The 25,508-nt window shown below is 33.6% G+C and carries 24 protein-coding genes and 1 pseudogene; 11 read left to right on the forward strand and 14 right to left on the reverse strand.

Annotated elements, in window-relative coordinates:
• Positions 1-7: 7 nt before the first annotated feature.
• The 8 genes and pseudogenes from lpxM to ACFQ02_RS00505 form a co-directional block, all read right to left on the reverse strand.
• On the reverse strand, positions 8-958 hold the full coding sequence (gene lpxM, locus ACFQ02_RS00470; protein WP_380817894.1) for a lauroyl-Kdo(2)-lipid IV(A) myristoyltransferase: 951 nt from the start codon (positions 956-958) through the stop codon (positions 8-10).
• Entirely contained in the window at positions 958-1,722 is a 765-nt protein-coding gene (locus tag ACFQ02_RS00475) for a TSUP family transporter (RefSeq protein WP_380817897.1), read from the reverse strand. Before ACFQ02_RS00475 ends, lpxM begins: the two co-directional genes overlap by 1 nt.
• Complete coding sequence (gene mepA / locus ACFQ02_RS00480) at positions 1,722-2,579, reverse strand: penicillin-insensitive murein endopeptidase (protein ID WP_380817900.1); 858 nt, start codon at positions 2,577-2,579, stop codon at positions 1,722-1,724. Before mepA ends, ACFQ02_RS00475 begins: the two co-directional genes overlap by 1 nt.
• Positions 2,580-2,590: 11 nt before the next feature.
• The gene (gene aroC, locus ACFQ02_RS00485; protein ID WP_380817901.1) at positions 2,591-3,673 is read right to left on the reverse strand and encodes a chorismate synthase; all 1,083 of its coding nucleotides are present in this window, start codon (positions 3,671-3,673) and stop codon (positions 2,591-2,593) included.
• Positions 3,674-3,731: 58 nt separating this feature from the next.
• Positions 3,732-7,019 carry a mechanosensitive channel MscK gene (gene mscK, locus ACFQ02_RS00490; protein WP_380817903.1) on the reverse strand — a complete coding sequence of 1,096 codons (3,288 nt, stop codon included), beginning with the start codon at positions 7,017-7,019 and terminating at the stop codon, positions 3,732-3,734.
• Position 7,020: 1 nt separating this feature from the next.
• Positions 7,021-8,421: an o-succinylbenzoate--CoA ligase gene (menE, locus tag ACFQ02_RS00495; RefSeq protein WP_380817905.1), complete on the reverse strand. Its 1,401-nt coding sequence runs from the start codon at positions 8,419-8,421 to the stop codon at positions 7,021-7,023.
• Positions 8,422-8,433: 12 nt separating this feature from the next.
• On the reverse strand, positions 8,434-8,991 hold the full coding sequence (gene seqA, locus ACFQ02_RS00500) for a replication initiation negative regulator SeqA (protein ID WP_380818182.1): 558 nt from the start codon (positions 8,989-8,991) through the stop codon (positions 8,434-8,436).
• A 3-nt stretch (positions 8,992-8,994) separates the two neighbouring features.
• Positions 8,995-9,051: pseudogene (locus ACFQ02_RS00505) on the reverse strand (hypothetical protein); the annotation flags it as partial.
• A gap of 94 nt (positions 9,052-9,145) precedes the next feature.
• Between ACFQ02_RS00505 and ACFQ02_RS00510 the strand changes: the two are divergent.
• From ACFQ02_RS00510 to fur, 4 genes are all read left to right on the forward strand, one after another.
• Positions 9,146-9,937: an alpha/beta fold hydrolase gene (locus ACFQ02_RS00510; protein WP_380817907.1), complete on the forward strand. Its 792-nt coding sequence runs from the start codon at positions 9,146-9,148 to the stop codon at positions 9,935-9,937.
• 110 nt (positions 9,938-10,047) lie between these two features.
• Positions 10,048-10,329 carry a LexA regulated protein gene (ybfE, locus tag ACFQ02_RS00515; protein ID WP_380817910.1) on the forward strand — a complete coding sequence of 94 codons (282 nt, stop codon included), beginning with the start codon at positions 10,048-10,050 and terminating at the stop codon, positions 10,327-10,329.
• Positions 10,330-10,338: 9 nt separating this feature from the next.
• Entirely contained in the window at positions 10,339-10,866 is a 528-nt protein-coding gene (gene fldA / locus ACFQ02_RS00520; RefSeq protein WP_380817913.1) for a flavodoxin FldA, read from the forward strand.
• Positions 10,867-10,894: 28 nt separating this feature from the next.
• Positions 10,895-11,341 carry a ferric iron uptake transcriptional regulator gene (gene fur, locus ACFQ02_RS00525; protein WP_380817916.1) on the forward strand — a complete coding sequence of 149 codons (447 nt, stop codon included), beginning with the start codon at positions 10,895-10,897 and terminating at the stop codon, positions 11,339-11,341.
• A gap of 50 nt (positions 11,342-11,391) precedes the next feature.
• On the opposite strand, the gene ubiG is transcribed toward fur, so the two are convergent.
• Entirely contained in the window at positions 11,392-12,114 is a 723-nt protein-coding gene (gene ubiG, locus ACFQ02_RS00530) for a bifunctional 2-polyprenyl-6-hydroxyphenol methylase/3-demethylubiquinol 3-O-methyltransferase UbiG (RefSeq protein ID WP_380818185.1), read from the reverse strand.
• A 152-nt stretch (positions 12,115-12,266) separates the two neighbouring features.
• Here ubiG and gyrA point away from each other — a divergent pair, with 152 nt between their 5' ends.
• The 6 genes from gyrA (at position 12,267) to ACFQ02_RS00560 (ending at position 20,455) form a co-directional block, all read left to right on the forward strand.
• Positions 12,267-14,897: a DNA topoisomerase (ATP-hydrolyzing) subunit A gene (gene gyrA, locus ACFQ02_RS00535; protein WP_380817919.1), complete on the forward strand. Its 2,631-nt coding sequence runs from the start codon at positions 12,267-12,269 to the stop codon at positions 14,895-14,897.
• 189 nt (positions 14,898-15,086) lie between these two features.
• A complete protein-coding gene (gene accA / locus ACFQ02_RS00540; protein ID WP_380817922.1) occupies positions 15,087-16,040 on the forward strand; it encodes an acetyl-CoA carboxylase carboxyl transferase subunit alpha in 954 nt (317 codons plus the stop codon).
• Positions 16,041-16,123: 83 nt separating this feature from the next.
• Positions 16,124-16,984, forward strand: a complete 861-nt coding sequence (gene pdxY, locus ACFQ02_RS00545; protein ID WP_380817925.1) for a pyridoxal kinase PdxY — start codon at positions 16,124-16,126, stop codon at positions 16,982-16,984.
• A gap of 32 nt (positions 16,985-17,016) precedes the next feature.
• Positions 17,017-18,327 (forward strand): tRNA lysidine(34) synthetase TilS, encoded by a 1,311-nt coding sequence (gene tilS, locus ACFQ02_RS00550; protein ID WP_380817928.1) that lies wholly within the window; start codon positions 17,017-17,019, stop codon positions 18,325-18,327.
• Between the two features lie 41 nt (positions 18,328-18,368).
• Positions 18,369-19,718 carry a DUF262 domain-containing protein gene (locus ACFQ02_RS00555; protein WP_380817931.1) on the forward strand — a complete coding sequence of 450 codons (1,350 nt, stop codon included), beginning with the start codon at positions 18,369-18,371 and terminating at the stop codon, positions 19,716-19,718.
• 11 nt (positions 19,719-19,729) lie between these two features.
• Positions 19,730-20,455 (forward strand): GmrSD restriction endonuclease domain-containing protein, encoded by a 726-nt coding sequence (locus ACFQ02_RS00560; RefSeq protein WP_380818186.1) that lies wholly within the window; start codon positions 19,730-19,732, stop codon positions 20,453-20,455.
• A 177-nt stretch (positions 20,456-20,632) separates the two neighbouring features.
• Here the strand turns inward: ACFQ02_RS00560 and ACFQ02_RS00565 are convergent, their stop codons facing one another.
• The 5 genes from ACFQ02_RS00565 to ACFQ02_RS00585 form a co-directional block, all read right to left on the reverse strand.
• Positions 20,633-21,247 carry a UbiX family flavin prenyltransferase gene (locus ACFQ02_RS00565; RefSeq protein ID WP_380817934.1) on the reverse strand — a complete coding sequence of 205 codons (615 nt, stop codon included), beginning with the start codon at positions 21,245-21,247 and terminating at the stop codon, positions 20,633-20,635.
• Positions 21,237-22,751: an amidophosphoribosyltransferase gene (gene purF, locus ACFQ02_RS00570; RefSeq protein WP_380817937.1), complete on the reverse strand. Its 1,515-nt coding sequence runs from the start codon at positions 22,749-22,751 to the stop codon at positions 21,237-21,239. Before purF ends, ACFQ02_RS00565 begins: the two co-directional genes overlap by 11 nt.
• A gap of 16 nt (positions 22,752-22,767) precedes the next feature.
• Entirely contained in the window at positions 22,768-23,265 is a 498-nt protein-coding gene (locus ACFQ02_RS00575) for a CvpA family protein (protein WP_380817940.1), read from the reverse strand.
• A gap of 207 nt (positions 23,266-23,472) precedes the next feature.
• Positions 23,473-23,919 carry a ribosomal protein S18-alanine N-acetyltransferase gene (gene rimI / locus ACFQ02_RS00580; protein ID WP_380817943.1) on the reverse strand — a complete coding sequence of 149 codons (447 nt, stop codon included), beginning with the start codon at positions 23,917-23,919 and terminating at the stop codon, positions 23,473-23,475.
• A gap of 2 nt (positions 23,920-23,921) precedes the next feature.
• Positions 23,922-24,344: a DNA polymerase III subunit psi gene (locus ACFQ02_RS00585; protein ID WP_380817946.1), complete on the reverse strand. Its 423-nt coding sequence runs from the start codon at positions 24,342-24,344 to the stop codon at positions 23,922-23,924.
• 129 nt (positions 24,345-24,473) lie between these two features.
• Between ACFQ02_RS00585 and rsmC the strand changes: the two genes are divergently transcribed.
• A complete protein-coding gene (rsmC, locus tag ACFQ02_RS00590) occupies positions 24,474-25,466 on the forward strand; it encodes a 16S rRNA (guanine(1207)-N(2))-methyltransferase RsmC (protein WP_380817949.1) in 993 nt (330 codons plus the stop codon).
• The last annotated feature ends 42 nt before the right edge of the window (positions 25,467-25,508 follow it).

The following is a 25,508-nucleotide window of genomic DNA, read 5'->3' on the forward strand; positions in this document are numbered from 1 at the left end:
ATTTATGTTAACGATAAATATCTTCGTTGTCTTTTCTCGTTTTTAATAAACGTAAAATCCATACATATTGCTCAGGAGTTGGCGTAACAAAATATTCAATAATTTGATTCATAGCTCGTGCTGATTGTTTTGGATTATCATTCAATTGTATTTCAGGTAAAATTTCTATTTCATACTTGCCTTTTTCCGCGTTATAACGCGGAAACATTGGAATAATGACTGCTTTTGCCAACTTTGCTAATTTATTTAAGCTAGGTAATGTTGCTTTATAAGTTGCAAAAAAATCCACATACTCGCTAAGCTCTGAGCCATAATCTTCATCGGGCAAATAATACCCCATTTCCCCACTTCGTACAGCATTTAAAAAAGGTTTTATGCCGTTTTGTCGAGCATGCATCTTGCCACCAAACCGTTGCCGTGTAATAGTCCATAACCAATCCACTAGTGGATTACGATGTGGATTAAACATCGATGTCATCGGTATCCCTCTAGTGTGTAAAATAATACCTGAAGCATCAATTGCCCAAGCATGCGGTACAAGTAAGATGACATTTTTCCCTTTTTGCTTAGCTTGCTGAATATATTCAATACCAATAAATTCACTACGCTTTTGTAGATGTTGTTTCGATCTTACAGCTATCTCACCTATACCGAGCATAACTTGAGCAACAGTGACAAACATTTTATCAATAATTTCTTCTCGCTTTGCATTAGACCATTGAGGAAAACAACGTTGTAGATTAACTCTTGCTCGATGCCGTTGTTTTTTGGCTTTATAAGCAACAAGCTTACCAATTTTTTCTGCTAATTTATCACGCCAACGAAAAGGAATAAATGCTAGAACTAACAAACCTAGCATACTTAACCATATCATCCAAAACTGCGGTAATAAATAACGCCAAGACCAATGAGGTTGATATCCTATGCGAGCTGTTTCCCGTAAATTTTGCTTTGTCATTAACCGAACCATCCTTGTTCAAATGCCATTTTTATAGTCATTGCAAATGAAACGATTACAACCATCGGACGAATCAGGGCTTTTCCTTTTGTTAATACCATTTTTGCTCCTAAATTAGCACCTAAAAATTGCCCAACTAGCATAACTAAACCAATCGACCAAACTACTTTTCCACCAAGTATGAATACTAAAAGTGCGGCAACATTTGAAGTAAAATTTAATACTTTGGCATGAGCGGTAGCTTTGACAAAATTAAATCCAAGCAATAATACAAATGCCAAGCTAAACATGGATCCCGTACCTGGTCCAAAAAAACCATCGTAAAAACCAATAAAGCATGCCGCAGTCAAAGCAAAAGCAAAATACGAGATACGTTTCAAACGATCTTCATCGCCTAGTTTGGGAGTAAACAAAAAGTACAAACCAATAATCCCAACTAAAAATGGTAATGCTTTCTTAATGACGGAAGTATCAATAAATTGAATTAACACTGAACCAACCGTCGCACCTAAAAAAGTCAGGACAATTAGCAACCAAATTTCTTTTAGATTTACCGCTTTCTTTCGCCAGAAATACAAACTAGCAGAAAACGAACCACCACAGCCTTGCAGTTTATTAGTACCAAATGCCATTGTTGGAGACATGCCTGTCATTAATAAAGCAGGGATAATAATCAATCCTCCGCCACCAGCGATAGCATCAATAAACCCAGCTAAACAAGCTACAGCAAACAATAATAATATAATTTCAATACTTAATTCCATTATTCTAACCACTCTTTACGATTAGGGGCGTTGATTACTTGTTGACACAAAAAAGGCTCTGGAGGCAATACATTAAGTTTGCTTGACTTTATTTTTGGTTTAGTAGGTTTAAACCATGAATAAAGTTCTTCACCACAACCATCTCCAGCAGGTGTCGGATCTTGATTTTGACAATAATTTGCTCCATGAGGACAACTTAACCGTACGTGAAAATGAGAGTCATGACCAAACCAAGGTCTAATCTTCCGTAACCAACTGCGATCTCCTGTTACAGTTTCACATAATTTTACTTTAATTGCTGGATTGACAAAAATACGGCTTACTTGTTTATCTTGAGCCGCAAGATGAATTAATTTTGTATGTTCATCTTTCCATATTCTATCATCGACTTTTTGAGTTTTACGATCTACAACTAACAACCCCATTCCTGCTGGATCTTCCGCATCTCTTGTTGACAATCGCCCCATCCTCAGCCAAATATCCGCATCTAATCCCATTTGATGACTAGCATGTCCCGTCAGAAAACGTCCACCTCCTGGCATTGCAATATCGCCGACCAGCATATCTCTCATCCCTTCTTTTTTCACTTTTTTACCTAATCGTTGCAAATAAGCGATCATATCAGGATGTCCATAATAGCGATTTTTACTAGTACGAATAACTTGATACCCTTCCCCATTAAAAGGTAATGGCACTGCACCAATAATACAGCCATTATTATATGTTCCAATGGGCATAGGCTCACCACTAATTGGACGTTTAATTTTTTGCCAGTCTTGAGGTATAGCTAAAGTAGACTGTGTCCATAATTGTGTAATGAAAACTACCGCACTTACCGCTAATATTTTCTTTTTCATCACCGTTCCCTTCATCGACATTGTGCTTTAAAACGCAATAAATGGTCTAATAACACAATAGCAACCATTGCCTCAGCAATAGGGACAGCTCGAATACCAACACAAGGATCATGACGCCCTTTAGTTACTACGTTTACAGGGTGATTATTTAAATCGACTGAACGACCTGAAATTGTAATGCTAGAAGTCGGTTTTAGAGCAATAGTTGCTATAATTGGTTGACTTGAGCTAATCCCTCCTAAAATACCTCCTGCATGATTAGAACAAAATCCATGAGGAGTCATTTCATCGCGATGCTCTGTACCTAATTGCTCTACGACAGCAAATCCATCTCCAATTTCTACTGCTTTTACTGCATTGATACTCATTAAAGCATGAGCAAGATCAGCATCTAGTCGATCAAATACAGGCTCCCCTAATCCTACTGGTACATTTTCAGCAATTACAGTAAGCTTTGCTCCTACCGAATTACCCGTCTTTTTCAATTCACGAACTAATTCATCAAATTTTTCTACCGCACTTTGATCTGGGCAAAAAAATGGATTCGTGTTAACTTGATGCCAATTGATTTGAGCAACATCGGCAATAGTTTGCGGATTTATTTTAACGGCTCCAATTTGCAATAAAAATCCTCTCACTTCAATACCAAATTGCTCACGCAAATATTTTTTAGCTATTGCTCCAGCAGCCACTCGCATTGCTGTTTCACGAGCAGAAGAACGCCCTCCTCCTCGATAGTCACGTAGTCCATATTTCTGCTGGTAAGTATAATCTGCATGACCAGGACGAAATTTATCTTTTATATCGCTATAGTCTTGAGAACGTTGATCAGAATTTTTGATTAGCATACCAATGCTAGTCCCCGTTGTTTTTCCCTCAAATACACCTGATAAAATTTGTATTTTATCTTCTTCTTGGCGAGGCGTGGTATAACGTGAAGTTCCAGGTTTACGACGATCTAGCTCAGACTGAATATCCTGTTCACAAAGACTCATACCAGGTGGAATACCATCCACAATACATCCTAATGCAATACCATGTGACTCACCAAAAGTAGTAACTCGAAAAATTTGACCTATGCTATTTCCTGCCATTTTTATTCCTTGTCCAGTTTATTATTGTATTGCCCTTTCCTACCAACATAAATTTAGATTATGCACAACTTTTTTCTGAAGTTAATTTTACTTCTTCGCTAGTTACTTGATTCTTAATAAATACATCTAGCTGATTAAACGCAATCTCAATATTATTTTCTGCAAATAATTGATTAATACGTCTATTTAAGAAATCTGTTGCTTTCATACGATCCCCTAATTTTGGTACAAACACACGCAAATCATGATCCAATGTACTTGCTCCAAAACCTAAAAAATAAGTTGAAGGTGCGGGATCTCTCATTACTAGTTCACAATCTGTAGCCGCTTGAAGTAATAATTGACGAACTAATTCTAAATTAGAGCCATAAGCAACACCAATTTTAATCACAATTCTAGTCATTTGATCTGTTAATACCCAGTTAATAATACGTCCTGTAACAAAAGCCTTATTTGGAATAATAATTTCTTTTTTATCGCCATCAATAATGGTTGTAGAACGAATACGGATCTTAGTCACTGTACCTGTATAATTATCAATAGTTACTACATCTCCTACTCGAATTGGACGCTCAAATAGAATAATAATACCTGAAATAAAGTTTGCAAAAATTTCTTGTAAACCAAATCCTAGACCAACGGAAAGTGCTGCAAATAACCATTGTAATTTCGACCACGACATTCCCAATGTTGAAAAAGCAATACCTGCACCTATGGCAATAATAATATAAGTAACTAATGTTGTAATTGTATAAGGTGTTCCTTGTGAAAGAGTAATTCGAGAGAAAAGCAAGACTTCCAATACCCCTGCTATATTACGAACAACAAAATAAGTTACAACTAAAATTGCTATAGCTAATAGTAAATTAAGTAAAGTGATAGACTCTGTAATGACACCTGAATCAGTAATAGTACTTTGTGTCCATAATGTTACACTCTGCAAATAATAAACAACCCCTACTAAATCTGACCATACCCAGTAAAGCAAAGCTGCCAAAGCAAACCATAAAATAGAATCAACTACACGTTTCACTTGGTTTTTTGCTTTAGATAATTCAATATGCTCTTCTGGTACTAGTTCTACAATATCATCTTCTACACCTTCAATCGTTTGCGATTCTTGTTGGCAAGCTTGAATACGATTTTCTGATAAATGACGAGAAGATACAGCAGAACTTCGATAAATAATCTCTTTTACGATCATCCAAGAGGTTATCACAAAATAAGATGACATTAAGTGAGCCATCAAATTCAATGTTGTATAATAATATCCCATTATAATCAACACAATTAGTAGTATCGGAATCAATATTAATAAGACTCGAGTAATATTAAGTAAACGAATTTTCACTGCGGATTGAAGTTGTGATTTTTTATAAATTTGCACCGCACTTCTAATTCTAGGAGCAATAATAAATAATGAAATAATTAAAATAAATGTAGTTAATATTTCTCCTACGACATCATTACTAATTCCACTATCAAGATGAGTAAATATTGAGGCATTTAACCATAAAGCGCATATCCATACAGAGCGTTTAAATACCGATTGGAACATCTTTACACTCTCTTGAGACATTTTGAAATGTCGATACGCTAATCCATTAGGTCGAAGCATCGCTAAAATAAAAGCAAAAAACCACCAATATCCTGCCATACTAATTGACCACCACCAAAACTGTGTTGGAGACTGAAAACAAACAAAAGTAACTAAAATCAATACAGATAGGAACAAAAGTGTACTTGGTAAGCATAAAATAATTGTCCAAAACACTGCTTCTGGGGTATAAAGGTGCCGATCTTGTACAGTATAAATACGACTATTAATAATACTTAATCGGCGTTTAATTTTCTCTTTCTGCCATAGCACAAGTAAAATAATAACTAGCAAGGCGGCTAATACTGATGTTGCTGAAACAATGTTATCCTTCCAATTGGAAAAATTAATTTCATTTTTAATATTAGTTAACTGAGTATCCATGTTCGGTAAAAATTCAGAAAACCAATCTAAGTCAATGGGTGGATTACTTCTCACCCAAAAACTTTGTTGCTGTAATTTTTGCTGTAACGTATCACTAATTGCAGCAACTTGTTGTTGATTTAATTCAATATTAATTGCTAAATTAAGTTGATTGTTTAAAATTGCAATGCCGTCAGACAGTAATTTACGGCGTTCTTGCAGAACTGTCGTCAATTCAGAACGTTTTTCTGCTGTTAACGTTTGATTACTTTTTCTTTCACATTCTGCTATAACGGCTTTAATATCATACAAGCGATCACGACGTTCTGTAAGATCGAAAATTTTTACTCTCAAATCTGCGATTTGCTTTGCCAATCCACGCACCATTTGATTCTGTGGTAAAGATTGCTTTTGCTTAGTGATAATACGTGATAATACTAACGTTCCCTGCAAATTACTGATTTGATCACTAATGTTACGGTCAGTACGTTGTAAATTATCTAATACATTTTTAATGCGAGTGTTGTCCTGAGTCAATTTATTTAAATGAGCAGTATATTTAACTAAGGCTTGGCTAGCTTTTAAATTCAGCTTTCGTTGCTCTGCAATAATTGGATTTCCTTTATTTTGAGATAAGCGAATTTGTCCCTCTTGTTCGTAACTTCCTTGTAAATTTTTCTCATTAATTGCCGTTTGTAAAGCAATTTGCACTTTTTCTAATTGTTCGGATATTAGAGATTTTTCTTCGGATTGCAATGCATATAAAGAAATCAAACTATTATTACCTTTAAGTAAAGTTTGGTTATATACATTTTGTAGATTAAGTAATACTAATTCTGCCTTAAGTTTATTTTTTTCTTCAACTTGTTCCGATTGAGCTAGTAATTTTTCAATCTGTTTAGCTCGTTCAATATTAGATTTTAATACATTCTGGGCTTTATCAGATGCACTTCGTTGACTCGCTAATTTGTCATTAATTACAGCCAAATCCATTTGAATCTGATTTAGTTTTTCTTCTGTTTCAATTAATTTAGTTTGCAATTCATCAATAGATAAATTATCAAATTTTAGTACTGGCTGAGATAAATTTTTTAAATTTTCAACCGCACTTTGTACTGACTCTGCTGTTTTTGAAGTATTTTTTAAAGTTTCTGTTAAATTTTTATTATTTTCTTTTTGTTGTTCAATTTTTTGCAATAAATCTAAAGTATCCTCTAAATTCTGCACTAATATTTGATTAGCAACATTCGTTTTACTTTCTTTCGCTACAGTTAAACTAGCTTGTACATCTTCTTGTGTTGGCAATTGTGCTATTGCAGATGGCATAAACGCAATCAACAAACAAAAAACTAGCAATAAATCAGAAAAAACTCTGTTCTTTTTCATATTATTTCCCCAATAAAAACTTTAACTCTTTCTTTAAAAAGGCTCTTGAAATTTTCACATTATCTTGCTGACATTTTTCTGTATCTAATGGAAAATAAGCTACAGGTTGTTTAAATCGCTCTATACGATTTTGCAAAAAATCTTGTAAATTTTCAACCGCACTTTGACTAAAGTTATCTTTGAATTTCACCATAGCAACAGGTCGCTGACCAAATTCTTTATCATCAATAGGTAATACAAATGCGTCAACTACATCATCAGACTGCTTTAAGACTTTTTCAATTTGTTCTGGTTGAATATTTTCGCCTCCCGAAATAAACATATTATCCAGTCGACCCTGTACAATCAATTCATTATTTTGCCAAATACCCAAGTCTTTAGTTTGTAACCAACCTTGTTGATTGGTCAAAGGGACTATTTCACTATTTTGCCAATACCCCATAGCAAGCCCCGCTCCACGCACCCAAATTTCATTTCCCTCAAGACGAAACTCACGCCCTAATAAAGGCTGTCCAACACCACACTTATCATCACTTTTTTTAGCAAAAATTGTTGATGCCATTTCTGTCATACCATAGCCTGAATAAGTTTCGATATTTAATTTTCGAGCAGCCTCAGTGAGTTCTACAGAAATTTGCATTCCTCCTAATAAAACGCCTTTAGTATTAAAAGTATTATTGCGATGCTGTTGTAGATAACTTAATAATCGTTGTAATTGTGTTGGGACAAGAGAAACATGAGAAGATTGCATAACAGAAAAATAAAAATCTTCTGTAGGTAAATGTAATTGAGCTGCTTTATAGAGCCATCGCCAAATTATTCCTTGTCCCGATACATGAAACATCGGCAAAGAAAGTAACCAGCTATTTTGTTTAGAAAAATGCATTAGAGTACACACTCCTTTGGCATTATCTAAATGAGCCTTCAAATTATGTACTACAGCTTTTGGTTTGCCTGTTGAACCTGATGTCAAGGTCATAGTAGCTGGGCGTAACAAATCACATTCAATTGTTACCGCACTTTGTAATGTTTTTTCTGATCGTTCAACAAAATAAAGTGCGGTAGCATTAATTAATTTTTTTTCAACGGGCGAATAGTAAAATTCGATCTGATTATCTAAACAAAGATCATCTATTTTTTCTAGTGGTGTATTTGGATTGATTAGCAGTACCCGCCCACCAAGTTGAATCACGGCTAAATAAAGTAGCAATAATTCAAGGCTATTTTTACTAATCAACGCAACCCCTGTGTCCTGTTCAACTCCTTGTTGAAAAAGCTCAAAAGCATATTCATTAATACGCTGTCCCACAGCTTGCCAAGTTAAACTTTTATCATGACTGATCTGAATCGCAATTTGCGATTGCATTTCAATAGAAGATGCATATTTCTGCCAAAGAAACATTAAAAATCCTTTTTAATTAGCAATAAAATAAACTCTTACTTCATCAATCAAAGACTGTGGTAAATGCATCGATTCCATTGCTCCCTCTAACATGAGCATTTTACGAGCACTATTAGTGTTAGTTATCACCCAATAAGGTGTGTCAGGAATTTGTTTTGGCTTGGTGTGATTCCCTGCAATGAGCAACGTGCCTTCATCGCGAGCAAAATATACTCTTGTACGTCCTTGTAGCGATTCTGTTGCTAATGCAAAGCTTTCAGGATCAGTGCGATACAACACTCTCAGAATAGCTAAAAATCTCACAACCGCTTTGGTTTCTTGCTGGAAAGATTCTGACGCTAATAATGACCGCACTTTGTTTACTATTTGTTGAATATTAAGATTTGACTGTTTTCTTGTTGGAGTTTTAATCCGTTCTTGTTCTAATTTTATACCACGCTGTTGATTAGGTATATTTTCAGCTACGACTGAATTTTCTGTTCTAATCAGTGTTAGTTCATTATTTGTTACAGTTTTGGATGTTTGAAAATGCAATAAACGGCGTAAAATCTCAGATGCACTTTCGCCTATGGATTGTGTTTGCGAGGCGATGTATTGGTATAATTCTTCATCTACTTCTATGATTTTCATTTTTTATCTCCATTTTTATTGCAACAGCTTGATCTCTGTAAAATTTTACAACATTATAACGGTTTATTCGCAAATACTCTATGCAAAAATGACAATGGAAAATAATTTACTCAACTTCCAATTTAATATTTCAATTGAAGCAGAACAACAAAAAATTAAAAATAAGCCTGTATTAATTTTTATTCATGGTTTATTTGGCGATATGAATAATCTTCGTACTATTGCAAAAACTTTTTCTAACAACTACCGCACGCTACAACTAGATGTACGGAATCATGGACATAGCTTTCACTCAAAAGAAATGAACTACGATTTACTAGCACATGATTTAATCAATTTAATTAATTATTTAGGGCTAAAATCAGTCATTTTAATTGGACATTCTATGGGAGGAAAAATTGCAATGAAAACCGCTTCACTTTACCCAGAAATTGTACAAAAAATAGTAGTAATTGATATTGCTCCTGTAAAATATAATCATTGCACTCATGATGATGTTTTTGCTGGATTATTTGCAGTTAAACAAAGTGCGGTCACTTCCCGCCAAGATGCAAAACAGATTTTAGAACAATATATTCTCGAAGAGAGCATAATCCAATTTATGTTAAAGTCTTTCAATCCTCAATCGCCAGAACGTTTTTGTTTTAATTTATCTGCTCTTTATGATAATTATGGAAATTTGATGAATTGGCAAGATTGTTTTTTTGCTAATCCTACTTTATTTATTAAAGGTGGGTTATCTAATTATATTTTGCCAGAATATACCGACACTATCCTAACTCAATTTCCTCAAGCTCAATCTTTTACTATAAATGGAAGCGGTCATTGGGTACATGCAGAAAAATGTTCCTTAGTCACTCGAGCTATAGAACGGTTTTTATTTTAAGAAAGATAAGTTTTATTCAGTATTAAATTATGATATAGTGCTTCAGATTTTAGTTGTAGCTTATCATTCTCAATTAGAGTATTATAAGACAGATATCAGTGATATAAAACATGGCGAAACAAGATGCTGACTGTATAACGTTGGATCTGTTCGCTGACACAAAAAAAGTGGGACGTCCCAAAACGAATCCGTTGCCCCGAGATCAGCAAATTCGGATAAATAAACGCAATCAACTCAAGCGAGATAAATCTAGTGGTTTAAAACGGATAGAGTTAAAATTACATACGGATTTAGTTCAACAAATAGAACATTTAGCGGCAATTCGATGTGTCAGACGTTCAGAGTTAATTGAAACGATTTTACAAGATTATTTTAATATAAAGGAAATATAAGGGAATAAAATGGCTGTTGTCGGTTTATTTTATGGTAGTGATACAGGCAATACAGAAAACGTTGCCAAAATTATTCAAAAACAATTAGGTGCGGATATTGTAGATATACGCGACATTGCAAAAAGTACAAAAGAAGATATTGAATCTTATGATTTTCTAATATTTGGTATTCCTACTTGGTATTATGGCGAAGCACAATGCGATTGGGATGATTTTTTTCCAACGTTAGAAGAAATCGATTTTACTGATAAATTGGTTGCTATTTTTGGTTGCGGAGACCAAGAAGATTATGCTGAATATTTTTGTGACGCTATGGGTAATATTCGTGATATTGTTGAACCAAAAGGGGCGATTATTGTTGGGCATTGGTCAACTGAGGGTTATCATTTTGAGTCTTCGCAAGCGTTAGTTGACGATAATACTTTTGTTGGTCTTTGTATTGATGAAGATCGCCAACCTGAATTAACCGCAATGCGTATAGAAAAATGGCTTAAACAAGTTTACGATGAAATGTGCCTAGCACAAGTAATTGAATAACAGTCAAATATCCAAATGGGGAATCCATATGTCTGAAGAAAACATCAAAATACTAAAAAAAGCTGGGCTGAAAATTACTGAACCTCGCTTGACAATTTTAGCGTTAATGCAAGAAAACAAGATCTCTCACTTTTCTGCCGAGGATGTGTATAAGTTGTTACTTGAGCGTGGTTCTGATATTGGATTAGCTACAGTTTATCGTGTACTAAATCAATTTGATGAAGCTAATATATTGATTCGTCATAATTTTGAAGGAAATAAATCTGTATTTGAATTAGCCCCTGCTGAACATCATGATCATATTATTTGTGTTGATTGCGGTAAAGTTTTCGAATTTAATGACAAAATTATCGAAAAACGACAACGAGAAATTAGTGAGGAACATGGTATTCAATTAAAAACTCACAGCTTATATTTATACGGAAAATGTAGTAACATTCATGACTGTGATGAAAATTCAAATAATAAGAAATAATATTAAAAAACACCGCACTTTTTATGTGGTGTTTTTTATTTTTAATAGACTTAGCTTTTCTTAAAAGTTGCAATATAGTTAGCACTTACATCATCATTAAACCAAAAGCGACCTAAAAAAGGATTATAATGATAACCGCACATGTCCTGACAATGTAATCCCGCTTCATCGCTCCACCGTAATAATTCTGAAGGTCTGATGAATTTATCATAATCGTGCGTCCCCTTTGGCAATAGTTTTAAAATATATTCAGCTCCTAATACTACTAATGCCCATGCTTTAAAAGTGCGATTTATTGTAGAAAAAAACAACACGCCATCAGTTTTTAACAAAGCTTGACAGCTTGTTATAATTGAAACTGGATCAGGTACATGCTCAAGCATTTCCATACAAGTGATTACATCAAATTTTTCTGCTTTCTTCGCTTCTACAAGTGCGGTATGTTTTTGCAAAAAATCTTCAATTGTACTCTGTTGATAATCAATAGCTAAACTACTTTCTTTAGCATGCATTTTGGCTACTTCAAGAGGAGCAATTGACATATCAATTCCCGTTACTTTTGCTCCTTGTTTTGCCATGCTTTCAGATAAAATACCGCCACCACAGCCGACATCAAGTACATTTTTAGCGAATAATCCATTAGACTGATCAAGAATATATTGTAATCTCAAGGGATTAAGTTGATGAATAGGCTTAAAATCACCGTTAGGATCCCACCAAGTTATTGCCATTTTTTCAAACTTATTTAATTCATTTTGATCAAAATTTTGCATTTTTATTTCTACCCTACAACAAGTTGTTAAACCTAACATAAATTAACTCCTATTATTCCCTAATTACAGCAAAAATTCACTATAAAATTAGAGCTATATAGGAAATTATGCTATAATCTGTGCAGTTTTTGTATGTACTTAGGAAATTATAAATGACTAATTTAGTCTCAAATGTTACCCCTGTCAGTATTGAAGAAGAATTAAAATCCTCTTACCTTGATTATGCAATGTCCGTAATTGTTGGTCGTGCTTTGCCAGACGTACGAGACGGCTTAAAACCTGTACACCGTCGAGTTCTTTTTTCCATGGATCGCAGCAATATTGTTTATAATAAATCTCATGTAAAATCAGCCCGTGTAGTAGGCGATGTTATTGGTAAATATCATCCTCATGGTGATAGTGCAGTATATGAAACTATCGTCCGCATGGCACAGCCTTTTTCAATGCGTTATACTTTAGTAGATGGACAAGGTAACTTTGGTTCTATTGATGGCGATTCTGCTGCTGCAATGCGTTATACTGAAGTACGCATGGAAAAAATCACACAAGAATTATTAACTGACCTTGATAAAGAAACTGTGGATTATTCTCCAAACTATGATGGTAAAGAGATGATTCCTGATGTTCTACCAACAAAAATTCCTGCTCTTTTAGTAAACGGTTCATCAGGAATTGCCGTAGGTATGGCAACTAACATTCCTCCTCATAATTTAGGTGAAGTATTAAATGGCTGTTTAGCATATATTGATAATGAACAGATCACTATCGAAGAATTAATGCAATATATTCCAGGTCCTGATTTTCCAACTGCCGCATTAATTAATGGTCGTAAAGGTATTGAAGATGCTTATCGTACAGGACGAGGTAAAATTTATTTACGAGCTAAAGCAGAGGTTGAGACTAATGACAAAGGTCGTGAAACTATCGTTGTCACAGAAATTCCCTACCAAGTAAATAAGGCTAAATTAGTAGAAAAAATTGGTGAGCTAGCTCGTGAGAAAAAAATTGAAGGAATCAGTAGCGTACTTGATGTATCTAGTAAAGAAGGACTTCGGATTGAAATCGAAATAAAACGAGATGCTGTAGGTGAAGTAGTATTAAATAATTTATATGCTTTAACTCAAATGCAAATCACTTTTGGGATTAACATGGTTGCCTTAGATAAAGGTCAACCAAGACTGTTTACACTTAAACAAATTATCGAAGCTTTTATCAAGCATCGCCGTGAAGTAGTAACTCGTCGCACTATTTTTGAATTACGTAAAGCTCGCGAAAGAGCCCACATTTTAGAAGGTTTAGCTATTGCTCTAGCCAATATTGATCCTGTAATAGAATTAATTAGAACCTCTAAAACTGCTGATGAAGCAAGACAAGAATTGCTCTCTCGTGGTTGGAAATTAGGTAATGTTCAAGCTATGTTAGAAGCTTCAGGTATAGAGAGTTCTCGTCCTGATGATTTACCAGACCATCTTGGATTACAAGAAGAACAATATTATCTTTCTGAACAACAAGCAAATGCTATTTTAGATTTACGCTTACAACGTCTGACTGGTTTAGAGCATGAGAAGATTGTAAATGAATATCAAGAAATTTTAGTAGAAATCTCCGCACTTTTAAACATTTTAAATAATAGTGAACGTCTAAGAGAGGTTATGCGAGAAGAGCTAGAGCGAGTTAAAACAGAATTTAATGATGCTCGTCGTACTGAGATTACTATTGATTCCAGTGATATTAATTTAGAAGATCTCATCGCACAAGAAGACGTTGTTGTGACGCTGTCTCATGAAGGGTATGTAAAATATCAACCGCTTACTGATTATGAAGCTCAACGTCGTGGTGGAAAAGGTAAATCAGCAACTAAAATGAAAGAAGAAGATTTTATCGAACGTCTATTAGTTGCTAATACTCACGATACTATTCTGTGTTTTTCTAGCCGAGGTAGATTATATTGGTTAAAAGTCTATCAGTTACCGCAAGCTAGTCGCAATGCAAGGGGACGACCTATTGTCAATATTTTACCACTAGAAGAAAATGAACGTATCACGGCGATTCTACCTGTTACTGCTTATGAAGAAAATAAATATATCCTTATGGCGACTGCTGGTGGTATTGTGAAGAAAACTGCACTTACGGAATTTAGTCGCCCTCGTGCAAATGGTATCATCGCAGTAAATTTACGAGATGAGGATGAACTCATCGGTGTCGATATTACTAATGGTGATGATGAAATAATGCTATTCTCCTCTCAAGGTAGAGTTGTTCGCTTCAATGAAACTGCAGTAAGAGCAATGGGACGTAATGCTACTGGAGTACGAGGTATGAAACTTGCCTTAACTTCTGAAGTATCTGATGATGAAACCGAGATAGAAGATATATCTGATGAAAATGAACACTCTACTGTTGATTTAACTATTGATAAGATTGTTTCACTAGTTATACCAAAAGAACAAGGCACAATATTAACAGTGACTCAAAATGGTTATGGCAAGTGTACGCAACTCACTGAGTATCCTACCAAATCTCGTAACACTAAGGGCGTTATTTCGATTAAAGTTAGTGAACGAAACGGTAAAGTTGTTGCGGCTGTTCAAGTAACAGAGGCAGATCAAATCATGCTGATTACTGATGCTGGCACTTTGGTAAGAACACGAGTGAATGAAATTAGCGTTGTAGGACGTAATACTCAAGGTGTACGTTTGATTCGAACAGCCGAAAATGAGCAAGTAGTCAGCATTGAGCGAATCTGTGATGCTGATGAAGGAACGCAAACTGATACTGAATAATGATTCAGTGGATTATTAGATAATCTACTAATCTAAAAATAAAAAATTAGATCCGCAATGATGTAAGTACGGGTTACTACGACCACTCAGTATGTTGGCTTAAAACAGCATACAATAAGTGTGTTTACAGTCTGACAAAATCTTGCTAAAGTGCGGTCTGATTTTGAGTCCAATGTTAAGGAAAAACAGATGAACCAAGAATACTTAGATTTCGAATTACCAATTGCGGAACTTGAAGCAAAAATTGAATCCTTACGTTCTGTAGCTGAACAAGATGAAAAAATCAATCTTGATGATGAAATTACTCGATTGCAGAAAAAAGCAGCTGAATTAACTCAAAAGACTTTTGCTAATTTAGATGCGTGGCAAGTTGCACGTATGGCTCGTCACCCAAATCGCCCTTATACACTGGATTACATTGAATATATTTTCACTGAATTTCAGGAACTTTGTGGTGATCGTAGTTTTGCTGATGACAAAGCAATCATTGGCGGTTTAGCTCGTTTAGATGGTAAGCCAGTAATGGTTATTGGTCATCAAAAGGGACGTAATGTAAAAGAAAAAGTTATGCGAAATTTTGGCATGCCTGCCCCTGAAGGTTATCGCAAAGCTCTACGTCTAATGGAAATGGCTCAACGATTTAATCTACCGATTATTACTTTTATTGATACGCCTGGAGCCTACCCTGGTGTTGGAGCAGAAGAAAGAGGACAATCAGAAGCTATTGCTCGTAATTTACGTGAAATGTCAACTTTAACTGTGCCTGTGATTTGTACTGTCATTGGTGAAGGCGGTTCAGGTGGTGCATTAGCTATTGGTGTCGGAGACAAAGTTAATATGTTGCAATATAGTACTTATTCTGTCATTTCTCCCGAAGGTTGTGCTTCAATTTTATGGAAAAGTGCAGAAAAAGCATCTACTGCTGCTGAAGTCATGGGCTTAACAGCAGATCGCTTAAAAAAATTAAAACTGATCGATAATATTGTTCCTGAGCCTTTAGGTGGTGCTCATCGCAACTACAGAGAAATGGCAAATAATTTAAAACACAGACTCTTGGAAGATTTAGCTGAATTATCTCTGTTAGATCAAGAGCATTTATTAGATCGACGTTATAAACGATTAATGAATTATGGTTATTGTTAAACCATATAAAAAAAGAGCGGTTTATAATCGCTTTTTTTTATGTAGCATCCCTATATTAATTAAAATTTATTAGAGGCAATTAAATGAAAAATATTCTTTCTATTCAATCACATGTAGTTTATGGCTATGCAGGAAATAAATCAGCTACTTTTCCAATGCAATTACTCGGCATAGATGTGTGGGCATTAAATACAGTACAATTTTCTAATCATACTCAATATACTAAATGGACAGGCATGGTTATCCCTAAAGAACAAATTGGCAAAATCGTGCGAGGAATTGACAATATCGGACAACTAAAAAATTGCAATGCTATTGTTTCTGGCTATATTGGTGCAGCAGACCAAGTAGATGAAATTGTGAATGCTGTTCGTTATATTAAACAATGTAATCCTAATGCTATTTATTTATGTGATCCTGTGATGGGACATCCTGATAAAGGCTGTATTGTTGCTGATGGTGTTAAAGAGGGATTAATTGAAATTGCAATGCCCCATGCAGATATTATGACCCCAAACTTAGTTGAATTACGTGAACTTAGCGGGCTAGCTGTAGAAAACTTCGATCAGGCGATTAATGCAGTCAAGACAATATTAACTAAAGGTCCTAAAAAAGTGCTTGTTAAACACCTAAGTAAAGTAGGTAAAAATGCAGATCAATTTGAAATGTTACTAGCAAATCAACACGGTATTTGGCATATCACTCGCCCACTACACCATTTTGCTAAAGAACCTGTTGGCGTGGGCGATCTAACAGCGGGATTATTTATTGCCAATTTATTAAATGGTAAATCTGATCTAGAAGCCTTTGAACATACTGCTAATGCAGTTAATGATGTAATGAATATCACTCAACAAGCAAACAGCTACGAATTACAGATCATCGCCGCAAGAGAACTTATCGTTAATCCTAAAAGTTCATTTAATGCAGTGAAAATAGGCTGATTTAAAAGTTATGTGGGGCTTATAAAGTATTTATGATGACACTTTTTAATCACTTTGTACAACAAGTTGATTTATATTACTCAAAACAAATCCGTTTTTTTATTGGATTTAGTGGTGGGCTAGATTCTACCGTATTAGTATCTCTGTTTTCTGAGTTACAAAAAATTCGACCACACATCCAAATTAAAGTGATACACATTCATCATGGATTAAGCCCCAATGCTGACAATTGGGCTTTTCATTGTCAACAAGTTTGTCACAACTTAGGCTTACCTTTTGAAGTACAACGAGTGCAAGTAAATAGTAAAGCAGGACTTGAAGCAGGAGCAAGAGAAGCCCGTTATCAAGCAATAAAAGAACATTTACCGCCAACAGCAATTTTTGTGACTGCTCATCATTTACAAGACCAAACAGAAACTTTTTTTCTTGCGCTCAAACGAGGGAGTGGTCTACAGGGTTTAGGAGCAATGCAACCACAAAGTACTGTTTTTAACGTACCTGTTTTTCGTCCGCTATTGCCTTTCAGTCGCCAACAACTGTTAGAATACGCAAATAAATGCAACTTAACTTGGATTGAAGACGAAAGTAATCAAAATAACTATTATGATCGTAATTTTTTACGTAACGAAATACTACCTCTTCTACGTCAGCGATGGTCGCATTTTGATCAATCAGTACAGCGTTCAGCACAACATTGCATTGAACAACAACAATTGATCAACGAATTACTAGCAACTGAATTTCAACAACGTTTCAATAAAAATGACCGCACTTTTGATGTAAACGGATTTACTCCGCAAGCAAAAACGAAACAAAATTTCTTATTGCGTCAATGGATTGCTCAATTTAATCTCACTATGCCTTCTGTTATTCAATTAGAACATATCAATCGTGATGTGATTTTTGCAGACTCAGATCGAAACCCAACTTATTACTTAGCACCTTATACAATTCGACGTTATCAACAAACTTTATATCTTACTAAACCATTCGCTGATTTACGCCAAATACGATTAGAAATAAAACTAGACCAAAGGATCACGCTACCCGATCAACTCGGTTATATAAAATTGCGAAAAAGCGAACCGCACTTTATTGCTTCTTGGACTCAAGTAAATCATCAGCAAATAGAACATAAGTTACCTATTACTAATCAGCCTATTGAAATTCGTTTTACTTATGCAGGAAAAGTTCGCTCAAAAACAGGAATAAATCAAGATATAAAAAAATGTTGGCAACAACATAAAATTCCCCCATGGCAACGTCAACGAACTCCCCTAGTTTTCTATGGAAATACTTTCATCGCAGCATTGGGTTTATTTGAACAATATATTACAATTTAAATCATAATCACTTAAATTAATATAAAATGGTAAAAATATAAATGAAAGCTAATAAGGTATGGTTGTTTTCTGATCTATTAGAAAAAAATAGAAGGGTTTTTAAAGTTCCTGTATATCAGAGAAATTACAACTGGACTAGTATACAGTGTCAAAAATTATATAAAGATATAATGAAAGCAAGTGAGCTTGATATTCAACATTTTACTGGAACTGTTGTTTATATAGAGGATACTGTAGGAAGTAGATTAAATGAAGTACTCATAATTGATGGGCAACAAAGAATAACAACTGTATATATTTTGCTACAAGCATTATATGATGCGACAAAAAATATTTCGGCTAGAATTAGGAACGAAATTCATGATGTGATGTTTAATAGGAATTGTAAAGAGGAATATAAAGTTAAGCTTAAACCAGTAAAATCTGATAACCAACAACTACTACTTTTAATTAGTGGTAAAATTGATGATATGGATAGAAATTCAAATGTATATAAAAATTATATTACGTTTAAAAAATTAATAGATGATACATTGAAAGAAGGAAATAAATTTGAAGATATTTTAGAAGGAATAAAACAGTTAGAAATAGTGGAAATTATTTTAGACAAATCCCAAAAAGATAAACCACAGAAGATATTTGAATCTATTAATTCAACAGGATTAGAATTAAGTTTGGCAGATCTTATTAGGAATTATCTATTAATGGATGATGAAAATCAAGATGAATTATATAATGAATACTGGTTAGAAATAGAAAAAAATGTTGAATATGAAAACTTAGAGAACTTCTTTATAAATTTTTTAAATTCACAAATTAATAAAACAGTAAACGTTAAGAATGCATATAGACTATTTCAAGAATATTGTGAAGAAAAAGAATCTAATCATAAAGAAATTTTAAGCATATTAAAGCAAATATCAAAATATTATGGTGCATTCATAGGAACGATAAATCCTTATGAAAATGAAATTGCAAAATATCTTAAAGCATTTGCTACAATCAAACAAACAACCGTGTTACCGTTTATATTTAGAATATTTAATGATTTTGAAAATAAACATATATCAAAAAATGATCTTTGTAATGTTTTAGAATATTTATTAACCTATCTTATTCGTATAATATCTTGTGAAAGATCAAATAATTTAGCTAAGTTTATGAAATCTCTCTATATTAGAGCAATAAATAGTGAATTTAATAATTACTCTATTCGTTTCATTGCATTCTTAAATAATCTAAAAGCAAATGATAGAATGCCTAGCGATAAAGAATTTAAAGAAGCTTTATTATATAAACCGCTTTATAAAAAAACAATCTGTCGATTTATTTTATCATCAATAGAAAACTCATCAAAAGAGAAAATAGATACTAGTAATTTAACTATTTAACTATTGAACATATATTCCCTCAAAAAGAAAATGCTACAATATGGAAGCAAGAAATTAGTAATGAAGAAGAATATAAAAAAATATATGATAATTATCTTCACACACTGGGTAATTTAACATTTACAGGATACAATAGCGAATTGGGAACAAGACCATTTAAACAAAAGAAAAAAATTATTAAAGAAAATTCTAAAGCAAATATTTTAAATAAAGATGTTTTAAGTGCTAAAAAATGGGACGAAAATTCTATTTTAAATAGAGCAACAAATCTAGCAAATATTCTTATTAATAAATTTGCTTATAAGAATGAAATGCTATCTAAACAAAAAAATAATGAAGTTTGTTTTAGTATTACTGAATATCATAATTTTACAGGAAATAAACCTAGCGGATTTGATTTTGATAGTGAATTTATAAGAGTAAATAGTTGGGCAGATTTATTAAGTAAGTTTATGTTATTAATGTATGGTTTAAATGATTCTCTTTTAATAAATTTAGCCAATAAAAATTATACTCCAGGAAAAGCCAAAAAAATATACTTGACTAATGATAAAGAAAAATTAAGAAATGCTAAAGAGATTGAAAAAACAGGTATTTTTTATGAAGTTAATTTATCGGCTAACAATATAGTTTCGTTTATTAAAGAACTTATTGTAAGTATGAAATTTGAAATAAGTGACTTCAATATTTATCTAACACACATACCTTTAAAGTTAAGTCAAAATAATTTTACTTGATAGAAGCAATAAGTATAAGTAATATTGATAATACTATTTATACATAAAAGTATGAAGATCATAAATTAATTTTATAATATCTTCTTGTTATTCTATTTATAAATTCAAATCAAAAAAAGACCGCACTTTGACTAAAAAGTGCGGTCATTTATTTGGTTTTTTATTACGAAAAAATAACTAAATTATCTCGTCTTTTTTAATTCCATTCCAACGTTGAAACAATTCTTTTTCTAGTTGAATTCCAAATTGATCACACAACCGATTAATACTTTGATTGATAATATCATCAATACTTTGCGGTCTATGATAAAAAGCAGGAACTAATGGGACAATTCTTGCTCCAATTTCTGTTACTTGAGTCATTAAACGCAAATGACCTAAATGCAATGGTGTTTCTCTTACACATAAAATTAAAGGATTACCTTCTTTTAAACATACATCAGCGGCTCGAGTAATTAAATCATCGCTGTAACTATGTGTAATTGCCGATAGTGTTTTAATTGAACAAGGTAAAATAATCATTCCTAAAGTGCGGTAAGATCCCGATGAAATTGCTGCACCAATATCTCGATTATCATAAACGACATCTGCTAATGACCGCACTTGCTGTATGTTATAGTCCGTTTCAGCGACAATAGTTTGCTTCGCTGCATTACTAATAATTAAATGTGTTTCAATTTGTTTAATTGATTGTAATACTTCTAATAAACGAATACCATAAATTGCCCCCGAAGCACCCGTTAGAGCTATAATTAACTTTTTCGAATTTAGATGATTAAAATTAGCGTTCATTATGAATCTCAAGATTAGTAGCGTCTTTCTCGCGTTTTCGTTTGGCTGCATCGCTGCGTTGTAACGCTATATTATTTAGATAGGATTCAGACACTGTACCTGTCACATATTCGCCAGTAAACACTGAACAGTCAAAAAATTTAATTGCCTGATTTTCCTGTTGTATCGCACTAGTCAATGCTTCAAGATCTTGGAAAATTAGCTTATCAACACCAATAAGCTCTGCAATTTCTTCTACTGTACGTCCATGAGCAATCAGTTCATTCTTTGTTGGCATATCAATCCCATAGACATTTGGATAACGAATCTCAGGGGCCGCTGAAGCAAAATAAATTTTCTTCGCCCCCGCTGCTCTTGCCATATCAACAATTTGTTTAGATGTTGTACCTCGCACAATAGAGTCATCTACTAATAATACATTTTTATCTTTAAATTCTGATGAAATAGTGTTTAATTTATGACGTACTGCACTAACGCGTTGTGTTTGTCCTGGCATAATAAAGGTTCGACCTACATAACGGTTTTTGACAAAACCTTGACGATAAGGTTTATTTAAACAATGAGCAATTCGCAAAGCAATATCATTAGAAGTCTCAGGGATAGGAATAACGACATCAATGTCTAAATCTTGCCATTCACGAGCAATCTTCTCACCCAATCGTTCTCCCATGTGAACACGAGCAGCATAAACAGATACACCATCAATGTAAGAATCTGGTCGAGCAAAATAGACATATTCGAAAATGCAAGGTGAAAGTATAGGATTATTTGCACATTGCTGTGCAAATAACTGACCATCAAAAGTTACATAAATAGCTTCACCTGGCAAAACATCTCTCACCATCTCAAACCCAACAATATCTAAAGCAACACTCTCTGAAGCAAACATATATTCCGTAAAGCCATTTTCATCAACACGTTTACCTAGAACTAGAGGTCGAATACCATGAGGATCTCGAAATGCAACCATACCTTGTCCAATAATCATTGCAATACAAGCATATCCCCCCTCAATATCTCTATGTGTGGCTTTAATTGCATCAAAAATATCTTTTGCGGATAGATGCGGGTGCTCTGTTTTATCTAAATGATAAGCTAAAATATTAAGTAGAATCTCGGAATCAGAATTAGTATTCACATGACGACGTGCAAGATTAAATAGTTTTTCTTTTAACTCTTCTGAATTAGTTAAATTTCCATTATGCACTAAAGTTAGCCCATAAGGTGAATTAACGTAGAACGGCTGAGCTTCAGAAACACTAGAACTACCCGCGGTAGGATACCGCACATGACCAACCCCTGCATTGCCTTGCAATCTCAACATATGTTCTTGTCTAAAAACATCATTAACTAATCCATTTGATTTGCGTAAACGAAATCGGTTTTCATCATCAATAGTAATAATCCCTGCAGCATCTTGCCCTCGATGTTGCAACAATGTCAGTGCATTGTAAATAGGTTGATTTACCGCACTTTGACTGACTATACCCACAATTCCACACATAAAATATTCACCTCAATTAAGATAATTTTTGATTTAAAAAAGTCGAATTAGCTTGTAACTGTTGAAAAAACCACTCCACAATAAAACCAAAGTGCGGTATTAGCTTTGATGATTTCCACCATTCATTTTGATTAAAATTAGTAAAAGTATCTACAAAAAATAACAATGCTGCTACAACTAGCACTCCACGTAACAATCCAAAACAGGCGCCTAAAATTCGATCTGTACCAGACAATCCTGTTTTATCTACTAACTGACCTAAAATATAGTTAATGGTTGCACCAACAATCAATGTTAGAATAAATAAAACACCAATTGCAGTACCATTTCGTAAATAAAGAGGATCAATTTGAGTTAAGTAAGGGGTAAGATAAGGATAAAATTTACTTGCTACTAAAAAGGCAACAATCCATGTAGCAAGAGACATCACTTCACGAACAAAACCTCGTAACAGGCTAACAATTACGGAAAAAACAATAATTCCAATAATAAGTAAATCTATATAATTGCTCACGATGAATACTCTCTAAAAAATAAAGCGATTAACAACCGCACTATTCTAACAAAAAAATGAAAACGTTTGCGTAGATTAATTAAAGTTTTTTCATCAATCTCTCTAAAAACACTAAAAAGCATACTATTCCATTAATTAACTATAGAAAAAATAAATTAATGTTGATAGTTAACTTGTTATACTTATAATCACATCACACAAATATTTTTAAAGTGATAACGCCATTATAATTGCATTTTCTCGTTTTCCATCAGAAGTAGGATAATAATTTTTTCGTATATCTACTTGATTAAATCCAAATTGTTGATAGAGTTTCAATGCTGTATGATTAGACTGACGGACTTCAAGCCAAAGTGTAACAATATTTTGCTGACGTAATTTTTCAATCAATGCATTTAGCAAGAATTTTCCAAATCCTTGTCCTTGGAAATTAGGGGCAATTGCAATATTAAATAGTGTCGCTTCATCTAAGACACAATGACAAATTGCAAAACCAATAATTTTCTTTTCACTAACTTCAAGCTTGAGATTACAGTAGTTTTTCCCTTGATTATTCTTCAGTATTCCTTTTGACCAAGGCACTTGATGAGCTAGTTGCTCAATTTGATATAAAACTTCAAAATCTTGTTCTGTAATCAAAGACACAATTGCCATTGTTAACATTCCTGTATTTGTTGCCATAATTGACATTTGATTTTAGGATTTACTCTTAATTTTTCCCAATCTTCTGAATGCCAAAAAGTAGTTTTATGTACGCAATAAGGTAAAGTGCGATCATATTTTTCTTCATTTTCTGTTAATAACCAATAACCAACTTTGTGCTGAATGTTTAAATACACCACAGAATTAAAATCAATACATAAGCAATCTTTAAGGGAAACATTTGCGGCTTGTAAAATATCCCTTAATAATCCGTTATTTTTGTCAATTACTTGTTCTGAAATAATAATCAAACGAATATGATCTTTCACAGGGATATTAATAGCTCCCTTAAATACATTTGGGCGGTATAATTGCCACTGAGTAATCCCCATTTGTTGTAAAAGTAAATCTCGTCTATCCATTTTATCTACCTGCAAAAATCTCGCCTCATTCTACCTGCTAACAGCTAAAGGAGCAAATTTCAGTTTGCTTTTTGCAGTTAATCTAAGTAGAATGCGATTTTGTTCAGCTGTTTAAAAATACAGTTTAATTATAGGATAAAAATAGTGATTTCCCTTGAAAGTCAAGTTTTAGAGCGTCATTTAAATTTATTTAGTCACAAAACTATCCTTTTTTGTGGCGGTATACGTGATAATTTTCCACAACAAATTCAAAATATTGCTAAAGAAATTAAAATTTGGTCTTGGTATTTCGATTATGCTAAAGATAAAGATGCAGTGAATTTCAATCTGGAATATAAACCACAGCAAGAATTGATTATTTATTACTGGATAAAAAACAAACAAGAAGCAAACTTTCAATTAATGCAACTTTTGTCTCAGGTAAAGTTAGGTCAAGAATTTTTGATTGTTGGTGAGAATCGCTGTGGTGTACGTTCAGTAGAAAAATTGCTTTCACCTCATGGTAATATTGCTAAAATTGACAGTGCTAGACGTTGTGGTTTATATCACTTTTCGTTACAAAATCCACCGCACTTTAACTTAAATAAGTTTTGGAAAATCAAGCAACTACCACAAGCAGAATCTCTTTCTCTTTTCAGCTTACCTAGTGTATTTAATGACGGAGAAATTGATGCTGGTACAACGCTATTACTTTCTACTTTAAATCAACCTATCAGTGGTAAAGTTTTAGATATGGGGTGTGGAACTGGAGCTATTGGCTGTTATATTAAAAAATGTAATCCACAAGCTGAAGTGACTTTAACAGATATTCATGCTGTTGCTTTAGCATCCGCTGAACGAACTCTCAAAGAAAACCAACTAACTGGAAAAGTTATTGCAAGTGATGTCTTTTCTCATATTCAAGACAAATTTGATTTAATCGTTTCCAATCCTCCTTTTCATAGCGGAACAGATACTGCCTACCGTGCGACTTATGAATTAATTTCTCAAGCAAAATGGCATTTAAATCCTGGTGGAGAATTACGAATAGTCGCTAACAGTTTTCTTCCATATGGTGAAATGTTAACGCAACATTTTGGCTCTTATCGTATTTTAGATAACACAACTAAATTTAAAGTCTATTCTGTGCATTATTAAAAAAGTGCGGTTATTAAAGCCGCATTTTAAATCAGTTAATTT

Source organism: Seminibacterium arietis, from assembly GCF_042675725.1.
In the GTDB taxonomy this organism is placed as follows: Bacteria; Pseudomonadota; Gammaproteobacteria; order Enterobacterales; family Pasteurellaceae; genus Seminibacterium; species Seminibacterium arietis.